Below are 22,103 nucleotides of genomic sequence, written 5' to 3'. Positions count from 1 at the left end.
CGCCCCGAGCCGTCGCACGCGCACCGTGACCGCCTCCGCCCCTAGTGGAAGTCAAGAAGTAACCACCGCAACAAGGTCTGCGTCAAGAAGCGACCACGAGCGGTTACCGTGGTGGCATGCGGATCTTGATCTCGGCGGACATGGAGGGCGCGACGGGGGTCACCTGGACCGCCGACGTCGTGCCGCAGACCGAGCAGTGGCAGCGCTTCCGGCGGCTGTTCACCGGCGATGTCAACGCCTGCGTCGCGGGCGCCTTCGCCGGCGGCGCGACCGACGTGCTGGTCAACGAGGCGCACTCGTCGCAACGCAACCTCCTGCTGGAGGACCTCGACCCGCGCGCCCGGATGCTCACCGGGCGGCACAAACCCCTCTCGATGATGCAGGGCATCGACTCCGGAGTCGACGGGGTCGCCTTCTTGGGCTACCACGCGGGCGCGGGCCAGGAGGGTGTGCTGGCCCACACCTACCTGGAGAACTCGATCACCGGCGTGTGGCTCGACGGGCGGCCCGCGAGCGAGGGGCTGCTCAACGCGGCGCTGGCCGCCGAGCACGGCGTGCCCGTCCTGCTGGTCACCGGCGACGACCGCACCTGCGAGGACGCCCGCGACTACGCCCCGCGCGCCGAGCTGGTCGCGGTGAAGGAGTGCGTGAGCCGCTACGCCGCCGTGTGCCTGCCGCCCGCCGTGACCGCCGAGCGCATCGCCGCCGCCGCGGAGAAGTCCCTGGTCCGCGCCGGGCGCACCGCCCCGGACCCCCGCCCGCGCCGCGTCGAGGTGGAATTCGACGCCACCCACCTGGCCGCCGCCGCGGCGGTGGTGCCTACGGTGGAGCTGATCGGCGCCCGCCGGGTCGCGTTCGACGCCGCCTCCACGACCCGGGCGATGCAGGCGTTCAAGGTCGTCACGGCGATCGCCGCGGGGGCGGTTGAGGGGATTTATGGCTGAGGACGTCGTCGACCTGTGCGCGGCCCTGCTGCGCATCGACACCACCAACCACGGCCGGGGCGAGTCCAACGGCGAGCGCGAGGCCGCCGAGTTCGTCGCCGGTCACCTGGAGGCCGCGGGCGTGCCCGCGACCCTGCTCGAACCCGCGCCGCGCCGCACCAACGTGCTGGCCCGCGTGCCCGGCACCGACCCCGCCCTGCCCGCCCTGCTCGTGCAGGCCCACCTCGACGTGGTGCCCGCCGACCCGGCCGAGTGGAGCGTGCCGCCCTTCGCCGGCGTCCAGCGCGACGGCTACCTGTGGGGGCGCGGCGCGGTCGACATGAAGGACATGGTCGCCATGGTCCTGTCGGTGGTCGGCACCTGGGCCCGCGAGGGGCGGCGACCGCGCCGCGACGTCGTGCTGGCCTTCGTCGCCGACGAGGAGGACACCGGGGCCTGCGGCGCGCACTGGCTCGTGGAGCACCACGCCGAGCACTTCGCCGGGTGCGCCGCCGCGATCAGCGAGTCCGGCGGGTTCTCCCACCGCACCTTCGACAAGCGCGTCTACCCCATCGGCACCGCCGAGCGCGGCACGTCGCACCTGCGGCTGACCGCCACCGGCCGCGCCGGGCACGGCTCGCGCCGCAACGACGACAACGCCGTGCTCAAGCTCATCAACGCCCTGGGCCGCATCGCCGCGATCGAGCACCCGGTGCGGCTCACCCCGTCGGTGCTGGCGTTCATCGAGCAGGTCGGGGCCGCGCTGGGCGTGCCGGTGGACCTCGACGACGTCGACGGCACCATCGCCCGCTTCGGGCCCGCCGCGCGGCTGGTGGAGAACACCGTCCGCAACAGCACCACCCCGACCGTCCTCGACGCCGGCTACAAGGTCAACGTCATCCCCGGCAGCGCCAGCGCCGAGATCGACGTGCGCACCCTGCCCGGCACCGTGGACGAGCTGCTCGCCGCGGTGGACGCCGCGCTGGGACCGGACGTGCGGCGGGAGTTCCTGCAGCACCAGCCGCCCGTGCAGGCGCCGATCGACTCGCCGTGGTTCGCGGCGATGGCCGACGCGCTGCGCGCCGAGGACCCCGAGGCCGTCGTCGTGCCCTACTGCATGGGCGGCGGCACGGACGCCAAGGCGTTCAGCAGGCTGGGCATCGACTGCTACGGGTTCGCGCCGCTCTACCTGCCCGAGGGCTTCGACTACCGGTCGCTGACCCACGGCGTGGACGAGCGCGTGCCGGTGGAGGGGCTGCGGTTCGGCGCCCGGGTGCTGGACCGGTTCCTGTCGTCCTGACCGACCTGCCGAAGAGGAGGAGGAAGACCGTGGGTGTGCTGATCGACTACTTCCGCGCGCCCGACGCGGCGGCGGTGGTGCGGGCCGTGGCCGCCGCGGACGGCGGCCCACTGGTCGGTGGCGCGGCTGTCGGCGGCCCAGTGCTCGGCGACGCGGTGCTCGACGGCGAGGGTCCCGCGTTCGTCGGGGTCGAGGCCAAGGGCGTCGACCCCGACGTCCTGCTCGGGCAGCTCGTCGCCGCCGTCGCGGGCCGACCGTGGCGGCCCGGCCTCGTCGCCCAGACGGCCGTGTGGCCGACCACCCCGCCACCCGGGCCGCTGGGCCCCGAGGACGACGACGACCCGTGGGCGACCGGGCCCTGGGTGGTGGAGCTCGACACCGCCACGCGCGACATCCTGGCCGGCGCGGAGCACGCCGACGTGCCCCGGTTCGCCGACGAGTGGGCCCGCGCCGAGGAGTTCGGCGCGGGCACGCGCGGCGAGGACCTGGCCCCGCTGGTCGCCGAGCTGCTCGACCTCGCCCGCGACGCCCGCGACCGCGGGGAACGGCTCTACTGCTGGATGCTCTCCTAGAAGCACCCGGGCGGTGGGAAGGGTGTCCAGGACCGTCGTCGCGAACGGGTCCTGGACACCCTTCGTCCGTCTCCGGCTACCACCCCGGCCCGCGCACCACCCGTCTAGCGGCAGCAGTGCGGGTCGTCCGCGGTGGTCGCGCCGGCGCGCACGGTCGTCGTCACGGCCACCACCTCGTTGTCCGCGGGGTTGTCGTCGCCGTCGTACCGGCCGTCGACGTCCACCCGGACCTTGAACGTCACCTTGCCCGCCGCGACGTCCGCGGCGGTGTAGGTGTAGGCGAACGGCAGCTCCACGCGCGACCCGCCGGCGAGCCACTGCTTGAGCGTGCCCACGGTGGTGTAGTACCCGCTCTCCGACAGGCGCAGCAGGTCCACCTCGACCGTTTCGGCGCGGGCCGTGCCGTTGGCGAGCGTCACCCTGATCGGCTTGGTCTGCCCGGCGCGGGCCGAGGCGGGCACGGTGAAGCCGGACAGCCCCACGTCGTGCGTCTCGACCACCAGGGTCTCCACGCCGGTACCGGTGCGCCCGTCGGAGGTCGTGCCGGTCACCTCCACCCGGTACTCGCCGTCGGCGGCGTAGCGGTGCACGAGGGCGTCGCCGGTGATCGGCGCGGACGTGCCGTCGCCGAACCTCACCTCGCCGCTGACCAGCGGGCGGTTCAGGGGGTCTCCGGAGTAGGCGGTGAACCGCACGTCGTCGAAGGTGGACGGGTTGTTCGGGTAGGGCGACGCGACCGGGCGCACCGCCGGCGCGTTCAGCAGGGACAGGGCGAACTCCGAGGCCCGCTCGGCGCTCTTGGCGAACTTGACGAAGTAGGTCCGGCCCGCGGTGGCGGTGAACACGGCGCTGTACCCGGAGTAGGAGTCGACGCAGTCCACTTCGGTCAGCGCGTCCGGCGCGGCACCCTCGTACACGGTGATCGAGGGCGAGCCGTACCCCGTCATCACGGCCACCGAGCGGGTCCGCTCCGGCGTGTAGCGGTACCAGACGGAGCGGTCGAGGCCCTGCTCGCAGCTGGACAGGACCTCGTCCGGCTCGGTCGACGCCAGGCTCAGGTCGCCGGTGAGCTCGGCCGGCAGCACGACGGGGGCCGCCGCGGCGACGTCGTCGTTCGGCGCGGGCGGGGCGGTGGCGAGGCGGAAGTCGACCTGCCCGCCGTAGGAGTACTCGAACACCTCGATGTGGTAGGTCGTGCCCGCGGTCACCGGGAACGCCCTCGTCGGGTAGTCCCTCCGGCAGCTCCCGGGTACCTGCGTGAGCGCGCCGCGCTCGCCGGTGTAGACGGCCACGAGCGGCAACTGCCCGGTGCTGGACACGGTGGTCCTGAGCAGGGCGTCCTCGGTCGCGGTGTAGCGGAACCACACGCTGCGCGTGCCCCAGTGGTAGCAGTCGGTCGGGTCGTCGGCGGCCTTGGTGGCCTCCGTGGTGTCCTGCCTGGTCGAGAACGGCAGCGCGGTGATGGCGGTGGCCTGGTCGAAGTCGTCGTTGGCGGGCGGCGCGGCGTGCGCGACGCCCGGTGCCAGCACCGCGATCGCGGCGGCGACGAGACCGGTGATCGGCGTGCGCAGGCGCGTGAACGCCCGCCGCCGGGTGGGCAGCGTCATTCTGATCTCCCCCGGGAGTGGTGGTGCGGCGGTCAGGCGGCGGCCATCGCGGCCGGACCGGTCACGGTCGTGGCGATGGAGATGACCTCGTTGTCCATCGGGCGGGCGTCGCGGACCGGGTACGGCAGCGTGACCTGCGCCCGGAAGGCGACCTTGCCGACGAGGGCGTCGTCGGGGGTGAAGGTGTGGGCGAACGGGAACTGCACCTTGCGGGTCGGGTGCGCGGGGACGTGCAGGGTCGTCGTGCCGACCTCGGTCCAGTAGTCCCTGGTGCGCTTGTAGAGCACGACGGTCGCCGTCTCGGGGTGCCGCGTGTTCGCCACGTGCACCTTGATCGTCCTGGTCTCGCCCTGCCGCGCGGACGACGGCACGTCGAACCGGGTGATCCCCACGTCGTGCGTCACGACCTCCACCCGGGAGCTCGCCGTGGCGGTGCGGCCGTCCGGCGAGGTGACGACGATGGTGACGGTGTAGACGCCGTCGGCGGTGTAGCGGTGCCGGACGCCCCCGGTCGTGGCCGGGGCCGTGGTGCCGTCGCCGAAGTCCCACGTGGCGCTGAGCGGCTCCTCGTCCCGGTTGTTCGACTCGACGGTGAAGTGGACGTCGTCGTACACCGACGGTTCCGACGTCGACCTGCCGATGTAGGGCCGCAGCGGCGGTGCCTCGGCCAGGTGCAGGGCGGTGGGCCGGGTGCTCTGCCGCGGGCCGGTGACCCTGAGGTAGTAGGTGGTGCCCGCGGTGGCGCCGAAGGTCGTCGGGTCGTCGTAGGAGTAGGACTTGCAGGTCACCTCGGTCAGCTCGGGCGGTGACGCGCCGGTGTAGACGCTGACGACGACGTCGTCGTGCTCGACCCGCGCGGTGACCGACGTCCGCGCCGACGGCGTGTAGGAGTACCAGACCGACGGCACGGTTTCGGCGTAGACGCAGTCGGACTCGGGTTCGTCGGCCTCGAACGTGGCGGTCGACAGGTCCGGGCGCGCGGTGAACGGCAGCGCGGTGACCGGCTCGGCGGCGGTGAACGCGTCGTTGGCCGCGGCCGGGACCGGGTGCAGGGCGAACGACAGCGCGCCGCCGGTGACGGAGTAGCCCGCGACGAAGAAGTGGTAGGTGGTGCCCGCCGCGGCGCGGAACGTGATCGTGGCGTCGGAGCCGATGTCGCAGGCCTGGTCGGCGGCGCGCAGGTTCCCGCGCTCGCCGGTGTTGGCCGACAGGACGGTGCTGTGGTCGCTGCCCACCGTGGTGGCGCGCAGGTAACCGTCCTCGGTCGCGGTGTGGTGGAACCAGACGCCGCCTTCGACGTCGTAGAACTGGCACCAGGACGGGTCGTCGTCCGCCCCGGTCGCCTCGCTCGTGTCCTGCGTGGTGGTGAACGGCAAGGCCGTGACGGCCGTCGAGTGGTCGAAGTCGTCGTTCGACGGTGGTTCGGCGTGCGCGACCCCGGTCGTCAGCACGGCGAACAGCGCCGTGACGGCGCCGACCGCGGTGATGCGGGCGCGCGCGGACGCGCGCCGTCGCAAGGACAGCATCGTGTGGATCCCCCCTGAACACCCGCCCGCCTGGTGGCGGACGGCCCCTGTGATCCTTATACAGGTGGCCGGGGGCGCAGCGTCACCGACAACCGCCGGAATTGGGCCGTCCGGACCGCCGGGTTGCGTCGTCCGCCGGCGGGGAGCGCGGTCGTGCCGGTCCTCTCGGGGGGTGGATCGAGGGGTGCGGGTCAGATCGTGCGGGTCAGGTGGTGCGGACGGTGCCGCCGTCGATGCGGTGCTCCGCCCCGGTGATGGCCGAGGCCCGGTCCGAGACCAGGAACGCCACCAGGTCGGTGACCTCCTCGGGCCGGGCGGGGCGGCCCAGCGGGATGCCGCCCAGGGAGGCCATGACCCCCTCCAGCGCCTCGGCCTCGGTGACGCCCCGGCCGCGGGCGAGGCGGGCGACCATCGCGTCGGCGGCCGTCGTGCGGATGAAGCCGGGCGCGACGGTGTTGACCCGCACGCCGTGCGGCGCGACCTCGGTGGCCAGGCCCTTGCTGTAGGTGGTCAGCGCCGCCTTGGCCGCGGCGTAGCCGAGCGTCGACTCGGGCAGCGGCATCTCGCGCTGGATGGAGGTCACGTGCACCACCGCGCCGCGCCCGCGGGCCACCATCCCCGGCACCAGGGCGCGGTCCAGGCGCACCGCGCCGAGCAGGTTGAGGACCAGTTCGGCCGCCCAGTGCTCGTCGGTGAGCGCGGCCACACCGCCCGCCGGCGCGGTGGAACCGCCCACGACGTGCACCAGGACGTCGACCTCGCCGACCTCGGCGGCGACCCGCGCCACGCCCTCGGCGGTGGAGGTGTCGGCCTCCACGAACCGCGTGCCCGGCGCGGGCGCCGCCGGCGCGTGCCGGGCGGTGACGGTCACCCGGGCCCCGAGTTCGACCAGCCGGGCGGCGACCGCCGCGCCCGTGCCCTTCGTGCCGCCCGTGACCAGGGGACCGCCGGGATACGGGAGAAACCTGCCAAGTAACCGGGTAGGGCCTGGTAGAGGGCGCTGGAGATCGTTAGAGAGCCCGTGTGGCCTGGGCGCGGCGGATGTTGGTTAGGGTGCACTGGGTTACGACCGTTGACTGGGCCTGGTGTTGAGTGGCTTCGATCGATCGCACCGCCTATCCGCGGTTCAAGCGGGTGGTGTCGGTCAGTGAGCTGACGGAGGCGTTCACGCCGGTCACCGACGAGGTTGAGTGGGCTCGGGGGCGGAGTCAGGGCGAGTCGAACTTCCTGGCGTTGGTGGTGCTGCTGAAGTGCTACCAACGGCTGGGGTACTTCCCGAAGCTGGCCGACGTGCCGGTGGTGGTGATCAATCATGTCCGGACCGCGCTGGGCCTGGCCGACGACGTCGCGGCGACGCACGAGTCGGATCGGACGTTGTGGCGCCACCGCGACTACGTCCGTGACCGGCTGAACGTGGTCTACAAGCCCGCCGAGGCGCGCGATCGCCGAGAAGGCGATCCGCAAGGCGGTCACCACGAAGGACAACCCCGCCGACCTGATCAACGTCGCGTTGGAGGAGCTGGTGCGGGCGCGGCGCGAGCTGCCTGGGTTCACCACGCTGGACAAGATGGTCTCCGCGATCCGCACCGAGACGAACACGCGGCTGTTCGCGTTGGTCGCGACCCGGCTGGACGCGGCGGACCGACGACGGCTCGCGCGGCTGCTGTGGCTGGACCCGACATCGCGGCGCAGCGAGTTCGACCGGCTTAAGACGCCAGCAAAGGCCGCGACGCTGGGGAAGTTCAAGCTGCGCCTGGCCCACCTTCAGGCGCTCGACGAGCTCGGCGCGACCGAGCAGTGGCTCGACGGCATCCCAGCGACGAAGATCGCGCATTTCGCCGGGGAGGCCCGGGTGATGCGGTGGCCGAGCGGGCCGGGCGGCTGTTGCTCAAGACGTTGGCGGCTGCGGGCGGGGTGGAGAGGTTGTCGGCGGCGCATGAGGTGGTGGCGGCGCACCACGGCAACAACTACCTGCCGCTGCTGGAGAAGTTCTACAAGAGCCACCGCTCGGCGTTGTTCACCCTGCTCGACACCCTCGACCTGGAGCCGACCAGCGCCGATCACAGCGTGCTGGACGCTGTCGAGTTCCTGCACGCGATCCGGGGCCGCACCGGCGAGTACGTTCCGCAGGAGGTCACCGTCGGGCGCGGGGAAGACGCGGTGACAGTGGCGATCGACATCGACTTCGTCACCGAGGCGTGGCGCAAGATCCTGGTGGTGAAGGACCGGCCGGGCAAGCTGGTGCGCCGCCACCTGGAGGTGTGCGTGTTCTCCTACCTCTCCTCCGAGCTGCGCTCCGGGCACATCGCGGTGGTCGGAGCCGATTCCTATGCCAACCCGCACGCGCAGCTGATGTCCTGGGACGAGTGTGTCCCGCTGGCTGAGCAGTTCTGTGGCCAGGCCGGGATCCCGTCGGACCCGAAGCAGCTCACGGCGCACTACCGGGCGGCGCTGGGTGACATCGCCGCGGTGGTGGATGCCGGGTTCCCGCACGACACCGACCTATCCTTCGAGGCCGGCCGCCCGGTCCTGCGCCGCCGCAAGGGCGCCGACCGGCGCCCGTCCGCGCTCGCGCTGGAAGACGCGATCCACCAGCGTCTCCCAGAACGCGGCCTGCTCGACATCCTGGCCCGCACCGCACACCTGCTCGGCTGGACCCGGCACTTCGGGCCGGCGTCCGGGTCGGACCCGAAGATCCGCGACGCGATGGCCCGCTACGTCCTGACGGTGTTCGCCAACGGTACGCTGCTCGGCCCGGCGCAGGTGGCGCGACACATGCGCGACCAGGTCAGCGCACATGAGCTGTCGATCGCGGCGAACAAGCACACCACCTCCGCCAAGATCGACGCCGCCTCCACCGACGTGATCAACGAGTACGCGAAGCTCGACCTCACCGGCATGTGGGGCGACGGCCGCGTGGTCGCCGCCGACGGCACGCAGGTGGACACATGGGAGAACAACATCCTCGCCGAGTCCCACATCCGCTACGAGGCCGTCTACATCATCGAAGGGTTGCTGCGCAACGACTCCGACATCCAGCCCGACACCATCCACGCCGACCCCCAGGGCCAGTCGCTGCCTGTTTTCGGGCTGGCGGCGCTGCTCGGGTTTGACCTTCTCCCGCGCATCCGTAACTGGGCGGACCTGAACTTCTACCGGCCCAGCGCGGACACCGGGTTCGAGCACATCGACTCGCTGTTCGGCGAGAACGTGATCGACTGGGGCCTGATCGAGACGCACTGGACGGACCTGCTGCGCACCGCGATCTCGATCAGCGAAGGCAGGTTGTCGTCGGTGACGCTGCTGCGCCGGCTGGGCAACAACTCCCGCGAGAACCGGCTCTACAGGGCGTTCCGTGAGCTGGGGCGGGTGATCCGCACGATCACGCTGCTGCGGTTCCTGGCGGACGCGCAGTTGCGGGAGCAGATCACCGCGATCACCAACAAGGCCGAGGCATTCCACGGGTTCTCCGCGTGGCTGCGCTTCGGCGGTGAGGCGATCGGGCGCAACGACCCGGACTACCAGGAGAAGATCATCAAGCTCAACGAGCTGCTCGCCAACTGCGTGATCTACTCCAACGCCTGCGACATCACCGCCGCGGCGAACGCGCTGGCCTCCGACGGGCACCCGATCGACACCGACGATCTGGCCACGATATCCCCGTACATCACCCACACCATCCGCCGGTTCGGCGACTGGGTGCTGGATCCATCCCCGCCAGACGCGGTGCCGGTCACCACACTCGACCTGGTGCCGGGCGCGTTGTCCCCGGTGGCATCACCCCGGCCGCATCGCCTGCCGCCGCCGCACTGCGCCGGACGCGGCAGCGCATCATCTCGAAGAAGGGTTCCTGATGGCCACTACCCGTTGGGTTCGCGCGGTGGACCCGGCGGTCAGCGGCGCCGCAGTGCCGGGTCGAGCAGCGCGGGCGGGGTGTCATTCTTCTCGTGCGCGGCCAGGTCGGTTCCGGGGGCGACGATCGCGTCGATCGCGTCGAGCACGTCGGCGGAGAGCACGGTGTCAGCGGCGGCGAGTTGCGAGTGCAGGTGGTCCAGTGTGCGGGGACCGATGAGCGCGCTGGTCACGGCCGGATGCGTGGTCACGAATCCGAGCGCGAGCTGGATCATGGTCAGGCCGGCCTCGTCAGCGAGTTTGGCCAGCTGCTCGACGGCATCGAGCTTGGCCCGGTTGGAGGGGATGGCAGTGTCGAAGCGTTGCAGCATGAACGTGGAGCGGCTGGTGGTGATGTCCCGGCCCTCACGGATCGCGCCCGACAGCCAGCCCGAAGCCAACGGGCTCCACACCAGCACACCGAGCCCGTACTGCTCGGTCACGGGCAGCACGTGGGTTTCGATACCGCGCTGCAGGATCGAGTAGCTGGGCTGTTCGGTGACGTAACGGCTCAGGTGATACTCACGGGCGGCCCACTGGGCCTGCACGATGCGGTATGCGGGGAACGTCGAGGAGCCGAAGTAACGGATCTTTCCCGCGCGTTGCAGGTCGGTCAACGCCGACAGGGTCTCCTCGTCGCCGGTGCTCGGGTCCCACCGGTGGATCTGGTAGAGATCAACGTGGTCGACACCGAGGCGGCGCAGGCTGTTGTCCAGCTCGGTGACCAGCCAGCGGCGCGAACTGCCCTGATGGTTGGGCCCGTCGCTCATCGGCAGGCCCGCCTTCGTGGCCAGCACGATGTCCTCGCGGCGGCCTGCGATGGCCTTGCCGACCATCTCTTCCGACTCGCCGCCGCTGTACGCGTCGGCAGTGTCGATGACGTTGATCCCGCCCTCAAGAGCGGCATCGACGATGGCGGTGACCTCGTCCTGGGTGGTGCGCCCGATCTTGCCGAAGTTCATCGCGCCGAGCGCGAGGGAGCTGACCTGCACACCGGTGCGGCCCAAGGTGCGGTACTGCATGAGTCGTGTTCCTCCATTGCGGATAGAGCGTGATGGCAACGCATGACTTGGTTATCGACCCCTGCTCTGGCATCATGAGCAAGCGGAACCATGTCCCGTTTAACGATACGGAACGTTGTCCCGTTTAGCAAACTCGGCAGCGGAGGGAAGGGTGCGGTGAACGACAGCGACCGGGGCACAGGGCATGCAGCCCGGCCCAAACGAGCGGACGCCCGGCGTAACGAGGAAACTCTGCTCGACGCGGCCGCCGCGATCTTCGTCACGTCAGGCGTGGAAGCGCCGGTACGCGACATCGCGGCTAAGGCCGGCGTCGGAACGGGCACGATCTACCGCCATTTCCCGACCCGGGCGGATCTCATCATCGCCGTCTACCGCCACCAGGTCGACGCCTGCGCCGAGGCCGGCCCGGCCCTGCTGGAAACCAGCCCGACACCTCACGTCGCCCTCGGACGGTGGGTCGAACTCTTCGTCGACTTCCTGGTTACCAAGCATGGCCTCGCGGTCGCGTTGCAGACCGACAACGCCGGCTTCGATACGCTGCACGCCTACTTCCTGGACCGCCTCCTGCCGGTGTGCACCCAGCTCCTCGACGCAGCCGCCGCCTCCGGTGAGATCCGCACCGGCCTCAATGCCTACCAACTCATGCGCGGCGTCGGAAACCTCTGCATAGGCGCCGACAGCGACCCCCGCTACGACGCACGCCAACTGGTCGAGCTCCTCGTCGCAGGACTACGCAAACCGCGCTGACCGTGGCACCCGCGAATGACAGGGAAGACCGCCGCGAGGTACCACACCGCCCGCTTCATCCTCGTGCCGTCGCTGCGCGACGAACTCACCGTGCCCGTCCCGGCCGACCGCGGACCGGGCAAGAAGTGGACGCAGGGACCGGAGGTCGCCGCACCGGACCAGCCGGTCATCCTCACTGTGCACGAGATGAAACGGCTCGCCCGCAACGCCGCCGAGCTGATGACCCTCTCCGCCCAACTTCAGGGTGGCGGGGTGCAGCTGGAGCTGCTGACCGGGCTGCTGACCGGGATCCATGACCCGCACGGCATGGGCTCCATGCTCTTCGCCGTGCTCGCCGTCGCCGCCCAACTCGACCGCGACTACATCCGCGAGAAAACCCTCGAAGGCCAGCAAGCCGCCGCCGCACGCGGCAACCACGGCGGCCGCCCCGAAGTGATCGATGAAGACGACGTGCTCTTCGCCCGCGCGCTCCGCGACAAGGGCACCCCGATGCCCGACATCGTCAAGAAGCTGACCATCAAGACCGGCAAGAACGCCGGCCGACACCCCTCAGTCGCCTCGCTCTACCGCGCCCTCGCCGACAACGACGCCTGACCAGGCACTATCCGACCACTTGGCAGGTTTCTCCCGTATCCCGGCGGTCCCCCTGACCAGGGCGTGCCTGGCCGCCAGTTCCACCGCGCTCCCCCTGTGACTGCTAGAGTAGAAGTAAGTAACTTCGACATTAGCACCCACTGGGTGCGGAGGTGACGCGGTGGGGAGCAAGGTGCGCTTGGAGGACCGGGAGTGCCCGCTGTCGACGGCCCTGGGCTACGTCGGCGAGTGGTGGACGCTGCTGATCCTGCACGACGTGTTCGACGGCTACACGCGCTTCGACCAGTTCCAGGAGAACCTGGGCATCTCCACCAGCATGCTCACCGCGCGCCTGCGCGCCCTGGTCGACCACGGCCTGCTGGAGAAGCGGCCCTACCAGCAACGACCCGTGCGCCACGAGTACGTGCTGACCGACCTCGGCCGCTCGCTGCGGCCCGTGCTGGTCGCGCTGGCCGCCTGGGGCAACTCCCGGCTCGCCCCGGAGGAGCGCAGCATGGTCCTCGTCGACGCCGGGACCCGCCGCGAGGTCGAACCGGTGCTGGTCGACGCGGCCACCGGGCGCAGGGTCGACGGCGACGGGTTCGTCTTCGCCGCCGGACCGGCCGCGAGCCGCGCGTTCCGCGACCGCTACGCGTAGGGGTCGGTGATCTCGCGCAGCCGCGCCAGCGCGTCGCGCAGCACCGCCATCCGCCCCCGGCCCAGGTGCGCGGTCCACTCGCGCTCCACCTCGGCCACCGCAGCCAGGCCCACCGGGATCGCCGCCCGACCCCGGCGCGCGACCCGGATCAGCCGGGCCCGCGCGTCGGTCGGGTCCGGGGTGCGCTCCACGTACCCGGCGCGTTCGAGCCGGTCCACCAGGAACCCGGCGGTCTGCTTGGTCACCTGCGCCGCCTCGGCCAGCTCGGTCAGCCGCGACCCGTCGCGGCCGATCAGCCCGAACACCCGCGCCTGCGCGGGCGTCACGTCGTCGAACCCGGCCTCCGCCAACGCGGCGAACACCCGGTTCTCCAGCTCCCGGTGCGGTAAGTACAGCAGGGAGACGAGGTCGTCGTGCACGTCACTCCTCGCGTCGGAGTGATCACCGTAGCGCGCGGGAGCCGCCCGGTCGGGCGGTTCCGCCCCCCTGGCCCCGGGTGGCCTACGGGGTCCCCGGGCGGGTCCCCGGCCGGCCTACGGGCGCCGCGCCAGCCGCACCAGCTTCAGCGCCAGGTGCAGCTCCAGCCGGGCCCGCCCGTCGGACAGGTCGCGGCCGGTCAGCTCGGCGATGCGACCCAACCGGTAGTACAGGCTCGTGCGGTGCAGGTGCAGCGCCGCCGCGGTGGCCCGCGCGTCGCACCCCGAGTCCAGGTACACCTCCAGGGTGCGCGCGAACTCCGGCGACAGCGCGGCCAGCACGTCCTGCGGCGCGTCGCCCAGCAGCAGCCGGTAGGCGCCCAGGTCCGACCAGCGGGCCCGCGCGGGCAGCGCCGGGTCCAGCCGCGCCAGCTCCGCCGCCGCCGACGCCTGCTGGTAGGCCGCCGCCGCGCGGTCCGGCGGGTGCGGGTCGCTCACCCCGACGTGACCGGGCAGCTCCGGCAGCGGGTCCGAGGCGGCCACCGTGCGCACCGCCCTCGGCTCCAGGGCGACCACCACCCGGATCGGGGCTCGGTCGCCCGCCGGGACCTGCGCGGCCAGCGTGGGCAACCGGTCCGCCAGCGCCGGCAGGTCCCCGTCCCCCAGCACCCACAGGTAGCCCACCAGCACCCCGCGGTGGCGCAGCGGGAACCCCACGCGCCGCGCGAACCCCAGCTCCGGGTTCCCCGGCACCACCACCGGGCCCGTCGCGGCGGCGATGCCGTGCCGCTCCTGCCACGCCACCACGTCCGCCGGCACCCGCCGCGCCAGGATCGACCGCACCCGCGCCGGGTCCACGTCGTCGGTCTGCGCGCTGTGCGCCACCACCCGCCCGGTCACGTCGTCCACCGACACGCCGCGCCCCAGCTCGCGGGACAGCTCGTCCAGCAGCTCCTGCATCCGACAACTGTAGGAACAACTCCCGACCCCCGGTGGTCGCCCCGGCCGCCGCGCACGCCCTAGCGTTCCGGGACGTGACGAACAGCAGGATCGCCCCCTGGGCCTCCCCACGGGCGCAGCGCAGGCTCGCCGAGGTCGAAGCCGCCGTCTCCGCCGACCTGAGCGCCGCCGGTGTCGCCCACACCGTCCGCAAGGCCCTCGACGCCCACGCCGCCCAGGTCGACGACGACGGGATCGTGCTCTACGCGGGCACCAACGTGCTCAGCCCCGCCGCCGCCGCGGTCGACGGCGCGACCCTGTCCGGGCGGCCCAGCATGGGCTGGCCGGGCGAGAAGTACCAGGTGGGCCTCGACCACCTCGACACCCTCGAAGTGCTGGCCCCCATGCTCGTCGCGCGGCTGGTGGAGGGCGAGTACGCCGAGGTGCGGTTGCAGAGCGCCACCCTGGCCAACCTCGCCGTCTACACCGCGTTCGCCCGCGCCGGCGACAAGATCGCCGTGCTGCCCGAGTTCGCCGGCGGCCACGCCAGCCACCACGCCCAGGGCGTGCCCGCGATCCGCGGCCTCACCGTCGTCGACCTGCCCTACCTGCCCGACGAGCTGGACATCGACTACGCGAAGCTGCCCGGGTTCCTGCGCGTGCACCGGCCCCGCATCGTGGTGATCGGCGCGAGCCTCATGCTGTTCCCGCACGACGTGGCCGCCGTGCGCGCCGCCGCCGACGAGGTCGGCGCGATCCTCGTCTACGACGCCTCGCACGTGGCCGGCCTGGTCGCCGGCCGGGTGTTCCAGCGGCCCCTGCACGAGGGCGCGCACCTGATGACGTTCTCCACCTACAAGTCCTTCGGCGGCCCCTCCGGCGGCTGCGTCGTCACCCGCGACCCCGACCTGGCCGAACGCGTGTCGAACGTCGCCTACCCCGGCATGCTCGCGAACTACGACGCGGGCCGGCTGGCCGCGCTCGCCGTCACCGCCGCCGAACTGGCCGAGACCGGGCCCGACTACGCCGCCGCCTGCGTCGCCAACGCCCAGGCCCTCGGCGCGGCCCTGTTCGAGCGGGGTTTCGACGTGGCCCGCCACGACGGCGTGTTCACCCGCTCCCACCACCTGGCGGTCGACGCGCTGCCGCTGGGCGGCGGCGACGCGGCGGCCGAGCTGCTCGGCGAGGCCGGCGTCTACCTCTCCGGCATCGGCCTGCCGTGGCAGCGCATCGACGAGGGGCTGCGCGGCCTGCGCGTCGGCACCCAGGAGATCACCCGGCGCGGCTTCACCCCCGCCGACCAGCCCGCGCTGGCCGACCTGCTGCGCCGGGCGCTGATCGACCGCGAGGCGCCCGGGCGGGTGCGCGCCGACGCCGTGGCGCTGCGCCGCACCGTGAACGCCCGCGCCGGGCAGGACCTCATCGGGCAGGACCACATCGGCTGACCTGCCGCCCCACGCCGATCGAGGACGGGAGTTGTCCGCGATCGGCGGTAGCGTGGCCCGGTGATCGAGGAACGCGTGCTGAGCACTCGCGAGCTGAACCGGGCCACGTTGGAACGGCAGTTCCTGCTCGACCGGACCGACCGGTCGGCCGTCGACGTCGTCGCGCACCTGGTGGGCGTGCAGGCGCAGGAGCCGTTCTCCCCCTACTACGGCCTGTGGTCGCGGGTGCGCGGGTTCGTCCCCGACGACCTCGCCTCGCCGCTGCTCGCACGGCGGGTGGTGCGGGCGCCGCTGCACCGGGCCACGATCCACCTGGTTACCGACACCGACCACGGCCGGTTCGAACCGCTGTTCCGGCCGTTCCTGCACCGGCGGCTGGCCTCCTCGGCGTTCGGGGCCGTGCTCGACGGGCTGGATGTCGACGCCCTCACCGCCGAGGCCGCCGCCTCGATGGCCGAACGACCCCGCACCCGGCCCGAGCTGGGCGAACTGCTGGGCGCGAGCCGGCCCGGCCTCGACACCGCCTCCCTCGCGCACGCGGCGACGCTGCTGCTCCCGACCGTGCAGGTGCCGCCGCGCGCCGTGTGGGGCCGCTCCGGGCCGGCGAGCTGGACGACCGCCGCGCACTGGCTGGGCCGCGACGCCCGACCCGAGCCCGAGCCCGCGACCGTCGAGGAGCTGGTGCGCCGCTACCTGGCCGCGTTCGGCCCCGCCTCGGTCAAGGACGTCCAGACGTGGGCGGGCGTCACGCGGCTCAAGCCGGTCATGGCGGCGATGGACCTGCGGGTGTTCGCCGACGAACGCGGGCGCGTGCTGCACGACCTGCCCGACGCCCCGCTGCCCGACCCCGACGTGCCCGCGCCGCCGCGGTTCCTGCCCGAGTTCGACAACCTGCTGCTCGGCCACGACGACCGCACGCGGGTGATCTCCGAGGAGGACTACCGGCGCGGGATCGTCGTCGGCGGCAAGCCGACCCTGCTGGTGGACGGCTTCGTGCACGGCACCTGGCGGCTCACCGCGACCGGCCTGGACGTCGAGCTGTTCCGGCCGCTGACCCGCGCCGGGCGCGACGAGGTGCGCGAGGAGGGGGCGCGGCTGCTGGGGTTCGCGGGGGTGCCGGGCGAGGTCCGCCTGTGAATTTGGACGATCGTCCAGTACGATCGTCCAAATGACGGTCAGGCAACGGCTGCTGCGCGCGGCCCGGGAACTCATCGCCGAGAAGGGCTGGGGCGCGGTCAGCACCCGCGTGCTCGCCGACCGGGCCGGTGTCGGCCCCGGCGTCGTGCACTACCACTTCGACTCCCTCACCGCGGTGCTCGTGGAAGCCTCCGTCGAGGCCCTCGGCGCCGCCGTGACCGACCTGTCCCGGGTCCTCGACGCGGTCGACACCCCGCAGGACGCCCTGTCCGCGCTGCTCACCGCCCTGGACGAGCAAGGACCGCAGGAGCTGTTCACCGAGACCCTGCTCGCCGCGACCCGCGACGACGACCTGCGGCGGGCGGTCGCCGGGGTGCTCGCGGAGTTCCGCGCCGCGCTCGCCGCCTGGCTGGCCGAACGCGGCGTGCCCACCCCCGAGGCGACCGCCGCCGTGCTCGCCGCCGCCGTGGACGGCGTCCTGCTGCACCGCGCGCTGACACCGGACCTCACCCGCGACCTCGTCGTGCCCGTCCTGGGCCGGGTGCTGCGGTGAGGGTCGTCGTCGCCGGGGCGGGCATCGCCGGCCTGGCACTGGCCCACCGCCTCGCCACCGACGGCCACGAGGTCGTCGTCCTCGAACGCGCGCCCTCGCCGCGCACCACCGGCTACCTGATCGACTTCTTCGGCCCCGGCTACGACGCCGCCGAGCGCATGGGCCTGCTGCCCCGCCTGCGCGAACTCGGCTACCGCGTCGCCGAGGCCGCCTACGTCGACGCGCGCGGACGCCGCGTCGCCGGGCTCGGGTTCGACCGGCTCGCGCGGTCCCTGGACGGCCGCCTGATGAGCATCCTGCGCCCCGACCTCGAACGCGCCCTGCGCGAGGACCTCCCCGCGGGTGTGGACCTGCGCTTCGGCGCGGCCGTGGCCGGCGTCGACCGACGCCCGGACGGGGTCGCCGCGACCCTGGCCGACGGCACCCGCGTGGCCGGGGACCTGCTGGTCGGCGCGGACGGCGTGCACTCCTCCGTGCGGCGGCTGGTCTTCGGCGACGGGCACGTCCGCCACCTCGGCTTCCACACCGCCGCCTTCACCTTCGACGACCCCGAGGTGCACGCGCTGGTCGCCGGCCGGTTCTGCGTCACCGACACCACGGGCCGCCAGGTCGGCCTCTACGGGCTGCGCGACGGGCGGGTCGCCGCGTTCACCGTGCACCGCGACCCCTCGCCCCGGCTGCCCGCGGACGCGCGCGCCGCCGTGCGCGAGGTGTACGGGTCACTGGGCTGGGTGGTGCCACGGGTGCTGGAGCGCTGCCCGCCGGAGGTCTACTACGACCAGGTCGCGCAGGTGGAGCTGCCGAGCTGGACGGCGGACCGGGTGGCGCTGCTCGGCGACGCGTGCGGCGCGGTGTCCCTGCTGGCCGGGCAGGGCGCGTCCCTGGGCATGGGCGGGGCGTGGGTGCTGGCCGGGCACGTGGACGACCCCGCCGGCTACGAACGCGAGTGGCGGCCGGTGGTGGCCGACAAGCAGCGCGTGGCCCGCTCGGCGGCCCGCTGGTTCCTACCCGACTCGCCGCTGCGGCTGCGGGCGCGCCGCACGCTGATGAGGCTGTCCGCGCTGCCCGGGATCGACCGCCTCGTGGCCGGCGGCCTGGTCGGCAAACCCGTCCGCCTGCGTCAGCGGGACGCCGCGTCGTAGTCCTCGCGGGCCCGCTCCACGTCGCCCAGGTGCGTCGACGCCCACTCGGCCAGGTGCGCGAACAGCGGGGCCAGGCTGAGCCCCAGCGCGCTGATCTCGTACTCCACCCGCGGCGGCACCTCGGGGTGGTAGGTGCGCACGACCAGCCCGTCGCGTTCGAGCTGGCGCAACCGCTGGGTCAACACCTTCGGCGTCACGGCCGGTATGCGGCGGTGCAGCTCCACGAACCGCTGCCGCCCGTACTCGTGCAGCGCCCACAGGATCGGCGTGGTCCACCGGCTGAACACGATGTCCACCACCGGCGCGATCGGGCACGCCAGGACCGGGTCGGTCGGCCGGGGATCGATCACCTTACTTCCCCTCGGGTAGCCACTATCTCCTAGGTACCTACTATACCGGCGCTGTTAGCGTTCCCCCGCACCGCCTCACCGGACGAGAACGCCTGGTGGGAAGCGGTGCGGGCGACAGCGAGGAGCAGGTTCGTGATCGTGGTGACGGGAGCTACCGGCAACGTGGGCCGGCCGCTGGTGCGGGCACTGGCCGAGGCCGGCGAGCAGGTGACGGCGGTGTCGCGCGGCACCGCGGACGTACCGGCGGGGGCGCGGCACGCGGTGGCCGACCTGACCCGGCCGGAGACGCTGCGGCCGGCCGCGGCGGGCGCCGACGCGCTGTTCCTGCTGGTGTCGGGCGCCGGCGCGCACCTGGACGTCGGGGCGGTCCTCGACGTGGCGAAGGCCGGCGGCGTGGAGCGGGTGGTGCTGCTGTCCTCGCAGGCCGCCGGCACGCGGCCCGACTCGGTGTCGCACGCGCCGCTGCGCGCGGTCGAGGACCTCGTGCGGACGTCGTTCCCGGCGTGGACGGTCCTGCGGCCCGGCGGGTTCGCGTCCAACGCCGCCGCGTGGGCCGGGTCGGTCCGCGCCGGGCGGGAGGTCGCCGCGCCGTTCGGCGACATCGGCCTGCCGGTGGTGGACCCGGCCGACATCGCCGAGGTCGCCGCGGCGGCCCTGCGCGGCGGCCACGACGGCCGCGTCTACGAGCTGACCGGACCGGAGGCCACCACGCCCCGGCAGCGCGCCGCGACCATCGGCGAGGAGCTGGGCGTGCCCGTGCGGTTCGTCGAGCAGACCCGCGAGCAGGCCCGGGAGCTGATGCTGGGGTTCATGCCCGAAGCGGTGGTCGAAGGCACGCTGGCGATCCTCGGCGAGCCCACACCCGCCGAGCGAGGGGTCGGCGGGCACGTGCGGGAGGTACTCGGGCGCGACCCGCGGCCCTTCGCCGACTGGGTGCGCCGCCACCTCGACCTGTTCCGCGGGGACGCGCCCACCCGGTGAACCCGGCGGCCCGCCGTGTGGCGACCGGCGGAGTCGGTCACTCCCGATCCCCACGCCCCTCCTGCCGCTCGTCACGCCCCTCCCGCTCGTCACGCGCGGAAGCCCGGCGCTCGGCCTTGAGGGCGTCCAGCTCGGCCTGCACCCGGTCGAGCTGGCGTTCGGCGCGCTCGGCCCGGACCTGGGTCTGGGCGCGGGCCTGCTCCAGCGCGTCGAGCCGTTCCCGCGCGGCCCGGTCGGCCTGGTCGAGCCGCACGCGGTGGTCGTGGCGCTCGTCGGCGAGTTCCGCCCGGGCCCGGTCCAGCTCGGCGCGGGCGTCCAGGGCGATCTGCTCGGCGCGTTCGGCGCGCACCCGTGCCTCGCCGGCGTCCGCGCGGGCCTGCGCCGCGGCGGCCTCGGCCGTGCCCACCCGGCCGCGGGCCTCCTCGACGGCGCGGTCGGCGCGTTCCCGTGCCTGGTCCACCTGGGCGCGGGCGTCGGCCTGGGCCTGCTCGACGAGGACCCGGGTGTCGCGCCGGACCTGCTCGACCTCCTTCACCGCCTGCCGCCGGGCCTGCTCGGCGTGCGCGACCGCGTCGGCCCGCGCCTGTTCCACCTGGGCCTGGGCGTCGCGGCGGACCTCCTCCACGGTGGCGGCGGCCTCGGTGCGGGCGGCGACGACCTCGCGTTCGGCGCGTTCGACGGCGGCCGTGGCCTCGGCGCGGGCCGCGTCGCGCTGCTCGTGGGCGGCCTCGGCGTCGTTCTCGGCCTGCTCGGCGGCGCGCACGGCGTCCTCGGTGGTCGCCTCGGCGGCCTGACGTGCCCGTTCGGCGTCACGCCGCCGCCGTTCCGCCGCGGCGACGGCCGCCTCGGCCTCGGCGACCCGCCGTGCGGCCTCCGCCTCGACGGCCTGCACCTGGCTCTCGGCCACGCTGGGGTCGGCGATGGCCGACAATTCCGCGACCGCCCCGGACAACGTGGTCGACATCTGCTCGGCCAGCCCCCGGAACCGTTCCAGGAGTTCTTCGGCCCTGATCTTGCCCGCGGTCATCCCCTGCGGGCCTTTCGTCACGGTGACGACCTCCTGCCCGGCCTCCTCGGCCTGCGCCACCCGCTGCCGCTCCCGCCACGCCCGCCACCGGGTGTGTTCCGGCAGGTCGCAGTACTCGGAGGGCCGTCCCGGGCCGCCGGTGCGCAGGACGGGACGCGTGCAGCCGGGGTAGTTGCAGGTCAGCGCGTGGACTTCGGACATCGTCACGGCGATATCGTAGCAGAATAACGTCGTATCAAACGTTATTGGATGCAACGCAACGATATAGACGTCCGTTGAGCTGGCTTCCGATAAGTGAACCTTATCGGAAGCCAGCTCAGCGGCCGTTCCGTGCGCCGCCCACACCGCCCGCGACCGTCGGATGTCTGATGTCAGCGAGGCCCGGTCGAGGGGACGCTGGCGTCAAGGGGGTTGGTGACGCCCACCGCTTGGAGTGCGCGCGGTTCCCGCCCGGCCGGCGGCACCATCGCCGCCTGCTGATCAGACAGGCGGTTCCCACAACCGTTCGACGTGTTCGGCGGCGGTCCGCGGGGCGACGTCGGGGTGTTCGCGGCGGATCACGCCGAGCAGGCGGTCGCGGATCCGGCGGCGTTCCTTCCCCCTGCTGAGCCTGACCTGCTCGGGTACCAGACCCAGGGCGTCCATCGCGGCCCGGACGGCCTCGGCCACGCGGATGCCGTCCCGGTCGATGAGCAGGCCTGCCGACCGGGCCAGCGATTCCGGAGGCGTCACCGGGTCGCTGACGGTCCGCTCGATCAGTGCGGCCGCATCCTCCGGGCGGATCCGGCCGCTGGTCACCAGCCGCAGCACGTCGCGCGCGGCGGATGCGGTGAGGGCCAGGTCGGCCGTGGCCACATCGAGCGCGTCGGCCGCTCGGCGGACGTGGGTGAGGTAGAAGTCGGCGGCCCGGGTGAGGCCGAGTTCCGGGCCACGGTCGACCAGGTCGAGCACGGCCGTGGTCAGGCCCAGCCGGGTGAGGCCCAGGGCCATGGTGTCCGGCGCGCCGGCCTGAACCAGTGCGTCGACGTTCTCCCGGTCGGCCGTGGTGATCGGCCGGTGCGGGCCGTGCCGCCGCGCTGCGGCCCGGTCGAACCAGTCCGCCAGCGCGCCCAGCCGGGACTCCTCGGCCAGCGACACGCCCGCGTCACAGCCGAAGACGTGCGCACCGCCCCGTTCAGCGTGCCGGAACTCGGCCCCGTCCACCCCCGGCGTCAGGTACACGACCCACCGGCTGCGGGCGCGCAGTTCGCGCACCTGTCGCACGGCGCGCACCGTGCCGATCGAGTCGAGCGGG

21 protein-coding genes and 2 pseudogenes are annotated in these 22,103 nt (G+C 73.2%); 14 read left to right on the top strand and 9 right to left on the bottom strand.

Annotated features, from left to right (window positions below; translation table 11 throughout):
• The first annotated feature begins 116 nt into the window (after positions 1-116).
• Genes ACR807_RS22155 through ACR807_RS22145 form a run of 3 tightly spaced genes read left to right on the top strand, consistent with a single transcriptional unit; the run spans position 117 to position 2,795 of the window.
• A complete protein-coding gene (locus tag ACR807_RS22155; protein WP_438923288.1) occupies positions 117-944 on the top strand; it encodes a M55 family metallopeptidase in 828 nt (275 codons plus the stop codon).
• Positions 937-2,223, top strand: coding sequence for a M20/M25/M40 family metallo-hydrolase (locus tag ACR807_RS22150; RefSeq protein WP_438923287.1), 1,287 nt, complete (start codon positions 937-939; stop codon positions 2,221-2,223). Before ACR807_RS22155 ends, ACR807_RS22150 begins: the two co-directional genes overlap by 8 nt.
• 29 nt (positions 2,224-2,252) lie before the next feature.
• Positions 2,253-2,795, top strand: a complete 543-nt coding sequence (locus ACR807_RS22145; protein WP_438923286.1) for a hypothetical protein — start codon at positions 2,253-2,255, stop codon at positions 2,793-2,795.
• A 104-nt stretch (positions 2,796-2,899) separates the two neighbouring features.
• On the opposite strand, the gene ACR807_RS22140 is transcribed toward ACR807_RS22145, so the two are convergent.
• The 3 genes from ACR807_RS22140 to ACR807_RS22130 all read right to left on the bottom strand — a co-directional run bounded on the left by ACR807_RS22140 (position 2,900) and on the right by ACR807_RS22130 (position 6,868).
• Positions 2,900-4,402, bottom strand: a complete 1,503-nt coding sequence (locus ACR807_RS22140; protein WP_438923285.1) for a PKD domain-containing protein — start codon at positions 4,400-4,402, stop codon at positions 2,900-2,902.
• A gap of 32 nt (positions 4,403-4,434) precedes the next feature.
• Positions 4,435-5,928, bottom strand: coding sequence for a PKD domain-containing protein (locus tag ACR807_RS22135; protein ID WP_438923284.1), 1,494 nt, complete (start codon positions 5,926-5,928; stop codon positions 4,435-4,437).
• A gap of 205 nt (positions 5,929-6,133) precedes the next feature.
• Positions 6,134-6,868, bottom strand: coding sequence for an SDR family oxidoreductase (locus ACR807_RS22130; protein ID WP_438923309.1), 735 nt, complete (start codon positions 6,866-6,868; stop codon positions 6,134-6,136).
• A gap of 152 nt (positions 6,869-7,020) precedes the next feature.
• Between ACR807_RS22130 and ACR807_RS22125 the strand changes: the two are divergent.
• The 3 genes and pseudogenes from ACR807_RS22125 to ACR807_RS22115 form a co-directional block, all read left to right on the top strand.
• Positions 7,021-7,284, top strand: a pseudogene (locus ACR807_RS22125) (DUF4158 domain-containing protein); the annotation flags it as partial.
• An 85-nt stretch (positions 7,285-7,369) separates the two neighbouring features.
• The gene (locus ACR807_RS22120) at positions 7,370-8,092 is read left to right on the top strand and encodes a DUF4158 domain-containing protein (protein WP_438923308.1); all 723 of its coding nucleotides are present in this window, start codon (positions 7,370-7,372) and stop codon (positions 8,090-8,092) included.
• 188 nt (positions 8,093-8,280) lie between these two features.
• A pseudogene (locus ACR807_RS22115) lies at positions 8,281-9,564 on the top strand (Tn3 family transposase); the annotation flags it as partial.
• Positions 9,565-9,821: 257 nt separating this feature from the next.
• On the opposite strand, the gene ACR807_RS22110 reads toward ACR807_RS22115, so the two are convergent.
• Entirely contained in the window at positions 9,822-10,841 is a 1,020-nt protein-coding gene (locus ACR807_RS22110; protein WP_438923283.1) for an aldo/keto reductase, read from the bottom strand.
• Between the two features lie 156 nt (positions 10,842-10,997).
• On the opposite strand from ACR807_RS22110, the gene ACR807_RS22105 reads away from it, so the two are divergent.
• The 3 genes from ACR807_RS22105 to ACR807_RS22095 all read left to right on the top strand — a co-directional run bounded on the left by ACR807_RS22105 (position 10,998) and on the right by ACR807_RS22095 (position 12,819).
• On the top strand, positions 10,998-11,588 hold the full coding sequence (locus ACR807_RS22105) for a TetR/AcrR family transcriptional regulator (RefSeq protein WP_438923282.1): 591 nt from the start codon (positions 10,998-11,000) through the stop codon (positions 11,586-11,588).
• 63 nt (positions 11,589-11,651) lie between these two features.
• The gene (locus tag ACR807_RS22100) at positions 11,652-12,182 is read left to right on the top strand and encodes a recombinase family protein (RefSeq protein ID WP_438923281.1); all 531 of its coding nucleotides are present in this window, start codon (positions 11,652-11,654) and stop codon (positions 12,180-12,182) included.
• A gap of 160 nt (positions 12,183-12,342) precedes the next feature.
• Positions 12,343-12,819, top strand: coding sequence for a winged helix-turn-helix transcriptional regulator (locus tag ACR807_RS22095; protein WP_438923280.1), 477 nt, complete (start codon positions 12,343-12,345; stop codon positions 12,817-12,819).
• Here ACR807_RS22095 and ACR807_RS22090 read toward each other — a convergent pair.
• A complete protein-coding gene (locus ACR807_RS22090) occupies positions 12,810-13,238 on the bottom strand; it encodes a MarR family winged helix-turn-helix transcriptional regulator (RefSeq protein ID WP_438923279.1) in 429 nt (142 codons plus the stop codon). The two genes, ACR807_RS22095 and ACR807_RS22090, sit on opposite strands and share 10 nt — an antisense overlap.
• Before the next feature lie 114 nt (positions 13,239-13,352).
• Complete coding sequence (locus ACR807_RS22085; protein WP_438923278.1) at positions 13,353-14,195, bottom strand: helix-turn-helix domain-containing protein; 843 nt, start codon at positions 14,193-14,195, stop codon at positions 13,353-13,355.
• A gap of 74 nt (positions 14,196-14,269) precedes the next feature.
• Between ACR807_RS22085 and glyA the strand changes: the two genes are divergently transcribed.
• The 4 genes from glyA to ACR807_RS22065 are packed head-to-tail and all read left to right on the top strand — an operon-like array spanning position 14,270 to position 18,451.
• On the top strand, positions 14,270-15,619 hold the full coding sequence (gene glyA, locus ACR807_RS22080; RefSeq protein WP_438923277.1) for a serine hydroxymethyltransferase: 1,350 nt from the start codon (positions 14,270-14,272) through the stop codon (positions 15,617-15,619).
• Between the two features lie 60 nt (positions 15,620-15,679).
• Positions 15,680-16,756 (top strand): winged helix DNA-binding domain-containing protein, encoded by a 1,077-nt coding sequence (locus ACR807_RS22075; RefSeq protein WP_438923276.1) that lies wholly within the window; start codon positions 15,680-15,682, stop codon positions 16,754-16,756.
• A 31-nt stretch (positions 16,757-16,787) separates the two neighbouring features.
• The gene (locus ACR807_RS22070; RefSeq protein WP_438923275.1) at positions 16,788-17,309 is read left to right on the top strand and encodes a TetR/AcrR family transcriptional regulator; all 522 of its coding nucleotides are present in this window, start codon (positions 16,788-16,790) and stop codon (positions 17,307-17,309) included.
• Positions 17,306-18,451, top strand: coding sequence for an FAD-dependent oxidoreductase (locus ACR807_RS22065; protein WP_438923274.1), 1,146 nt, complete (start codon positions 17,306-17,308; stop codon positions 18,449-18,451). Before ACR807_RS22070 ends, ACR807_RS22065 begins: the two co-directional genes overlap by 4 nt.
• Here ACR807_RS22065 and ACR807_RS22060 read toward each other — a convergent pair.
• Positions 18,430-18,801 carry a winged helix-turn-helix transcriptional regulator gene (locus ACR807_RS22060; protein ID WP_438923273.1) on the bottom strand — a complete coding sequence of 124 codons (372 nt, stop codon included), beginning with the start codon at positions 18,799-18,801 and terminating at the stop codon, positions 18,430-18,432. The two genes, ACR807_RS22065 and ACR807_RS22060, sit on opposite strands and share 22 nt — an antisense overlap.
• Before the next feature lie 132 nt (positions 18,802-18,933).
• Between ACR807_RS22060 and ACR807_RS22055 the strand changes: the two genes are divergently transcribed.
• The gene (locus tag ACR807_RS22055; protein WP_438923272.1) at positions 18,934-19,782 is read left to right on the top strand and encodes an SDR family oxidoreductase; all 849 of its coding nucleotides are present in this window, start codon (positions 18,934-18,936) and stop codon (positions 19,780-19,782) included.
• A gap of 37 nt (positions 19,783-19,819) precedes the next feature.
• Here the strand turns inward: ACR807_RS22055 and ACR807_RS22050 are convergent, their stop codons facing one another.
• Together ACR807_RS22050 and ACR807_RS22045 are read right to left on the bottom strand one after the other, a co-directional pair.
• Positions 19,820-21,016, bottom strand: a complete 1,197-nt coding sequence (locus ACR807_RS22050) for a hypothetical protein (protein WP_438923271.1) — start codon at positions 21,014-21,016, stop codon at positions 19,820-19,822.
• 273 nt (positions 21,017-21,289) lie between these two features.
• On the bottom strand, positions 21,290-22,103 hold an 814-nt coding region (locus ACR807_RS22045; protein ID WP_438923270.1), incomplete at its 5' end, for a hypothetical protein.

The organism is Saccharothrix sabaoui (genome assembly GCF_051756985.1).
GTDB lineage: Bacteria > Actinomycetota > Actinomycetes > Mycobacteriales > Pseudonocardiaceae > Actinosynnema.
This window is presented reverse-complemented; position numbering and strand designations above follow the sequence as displayed.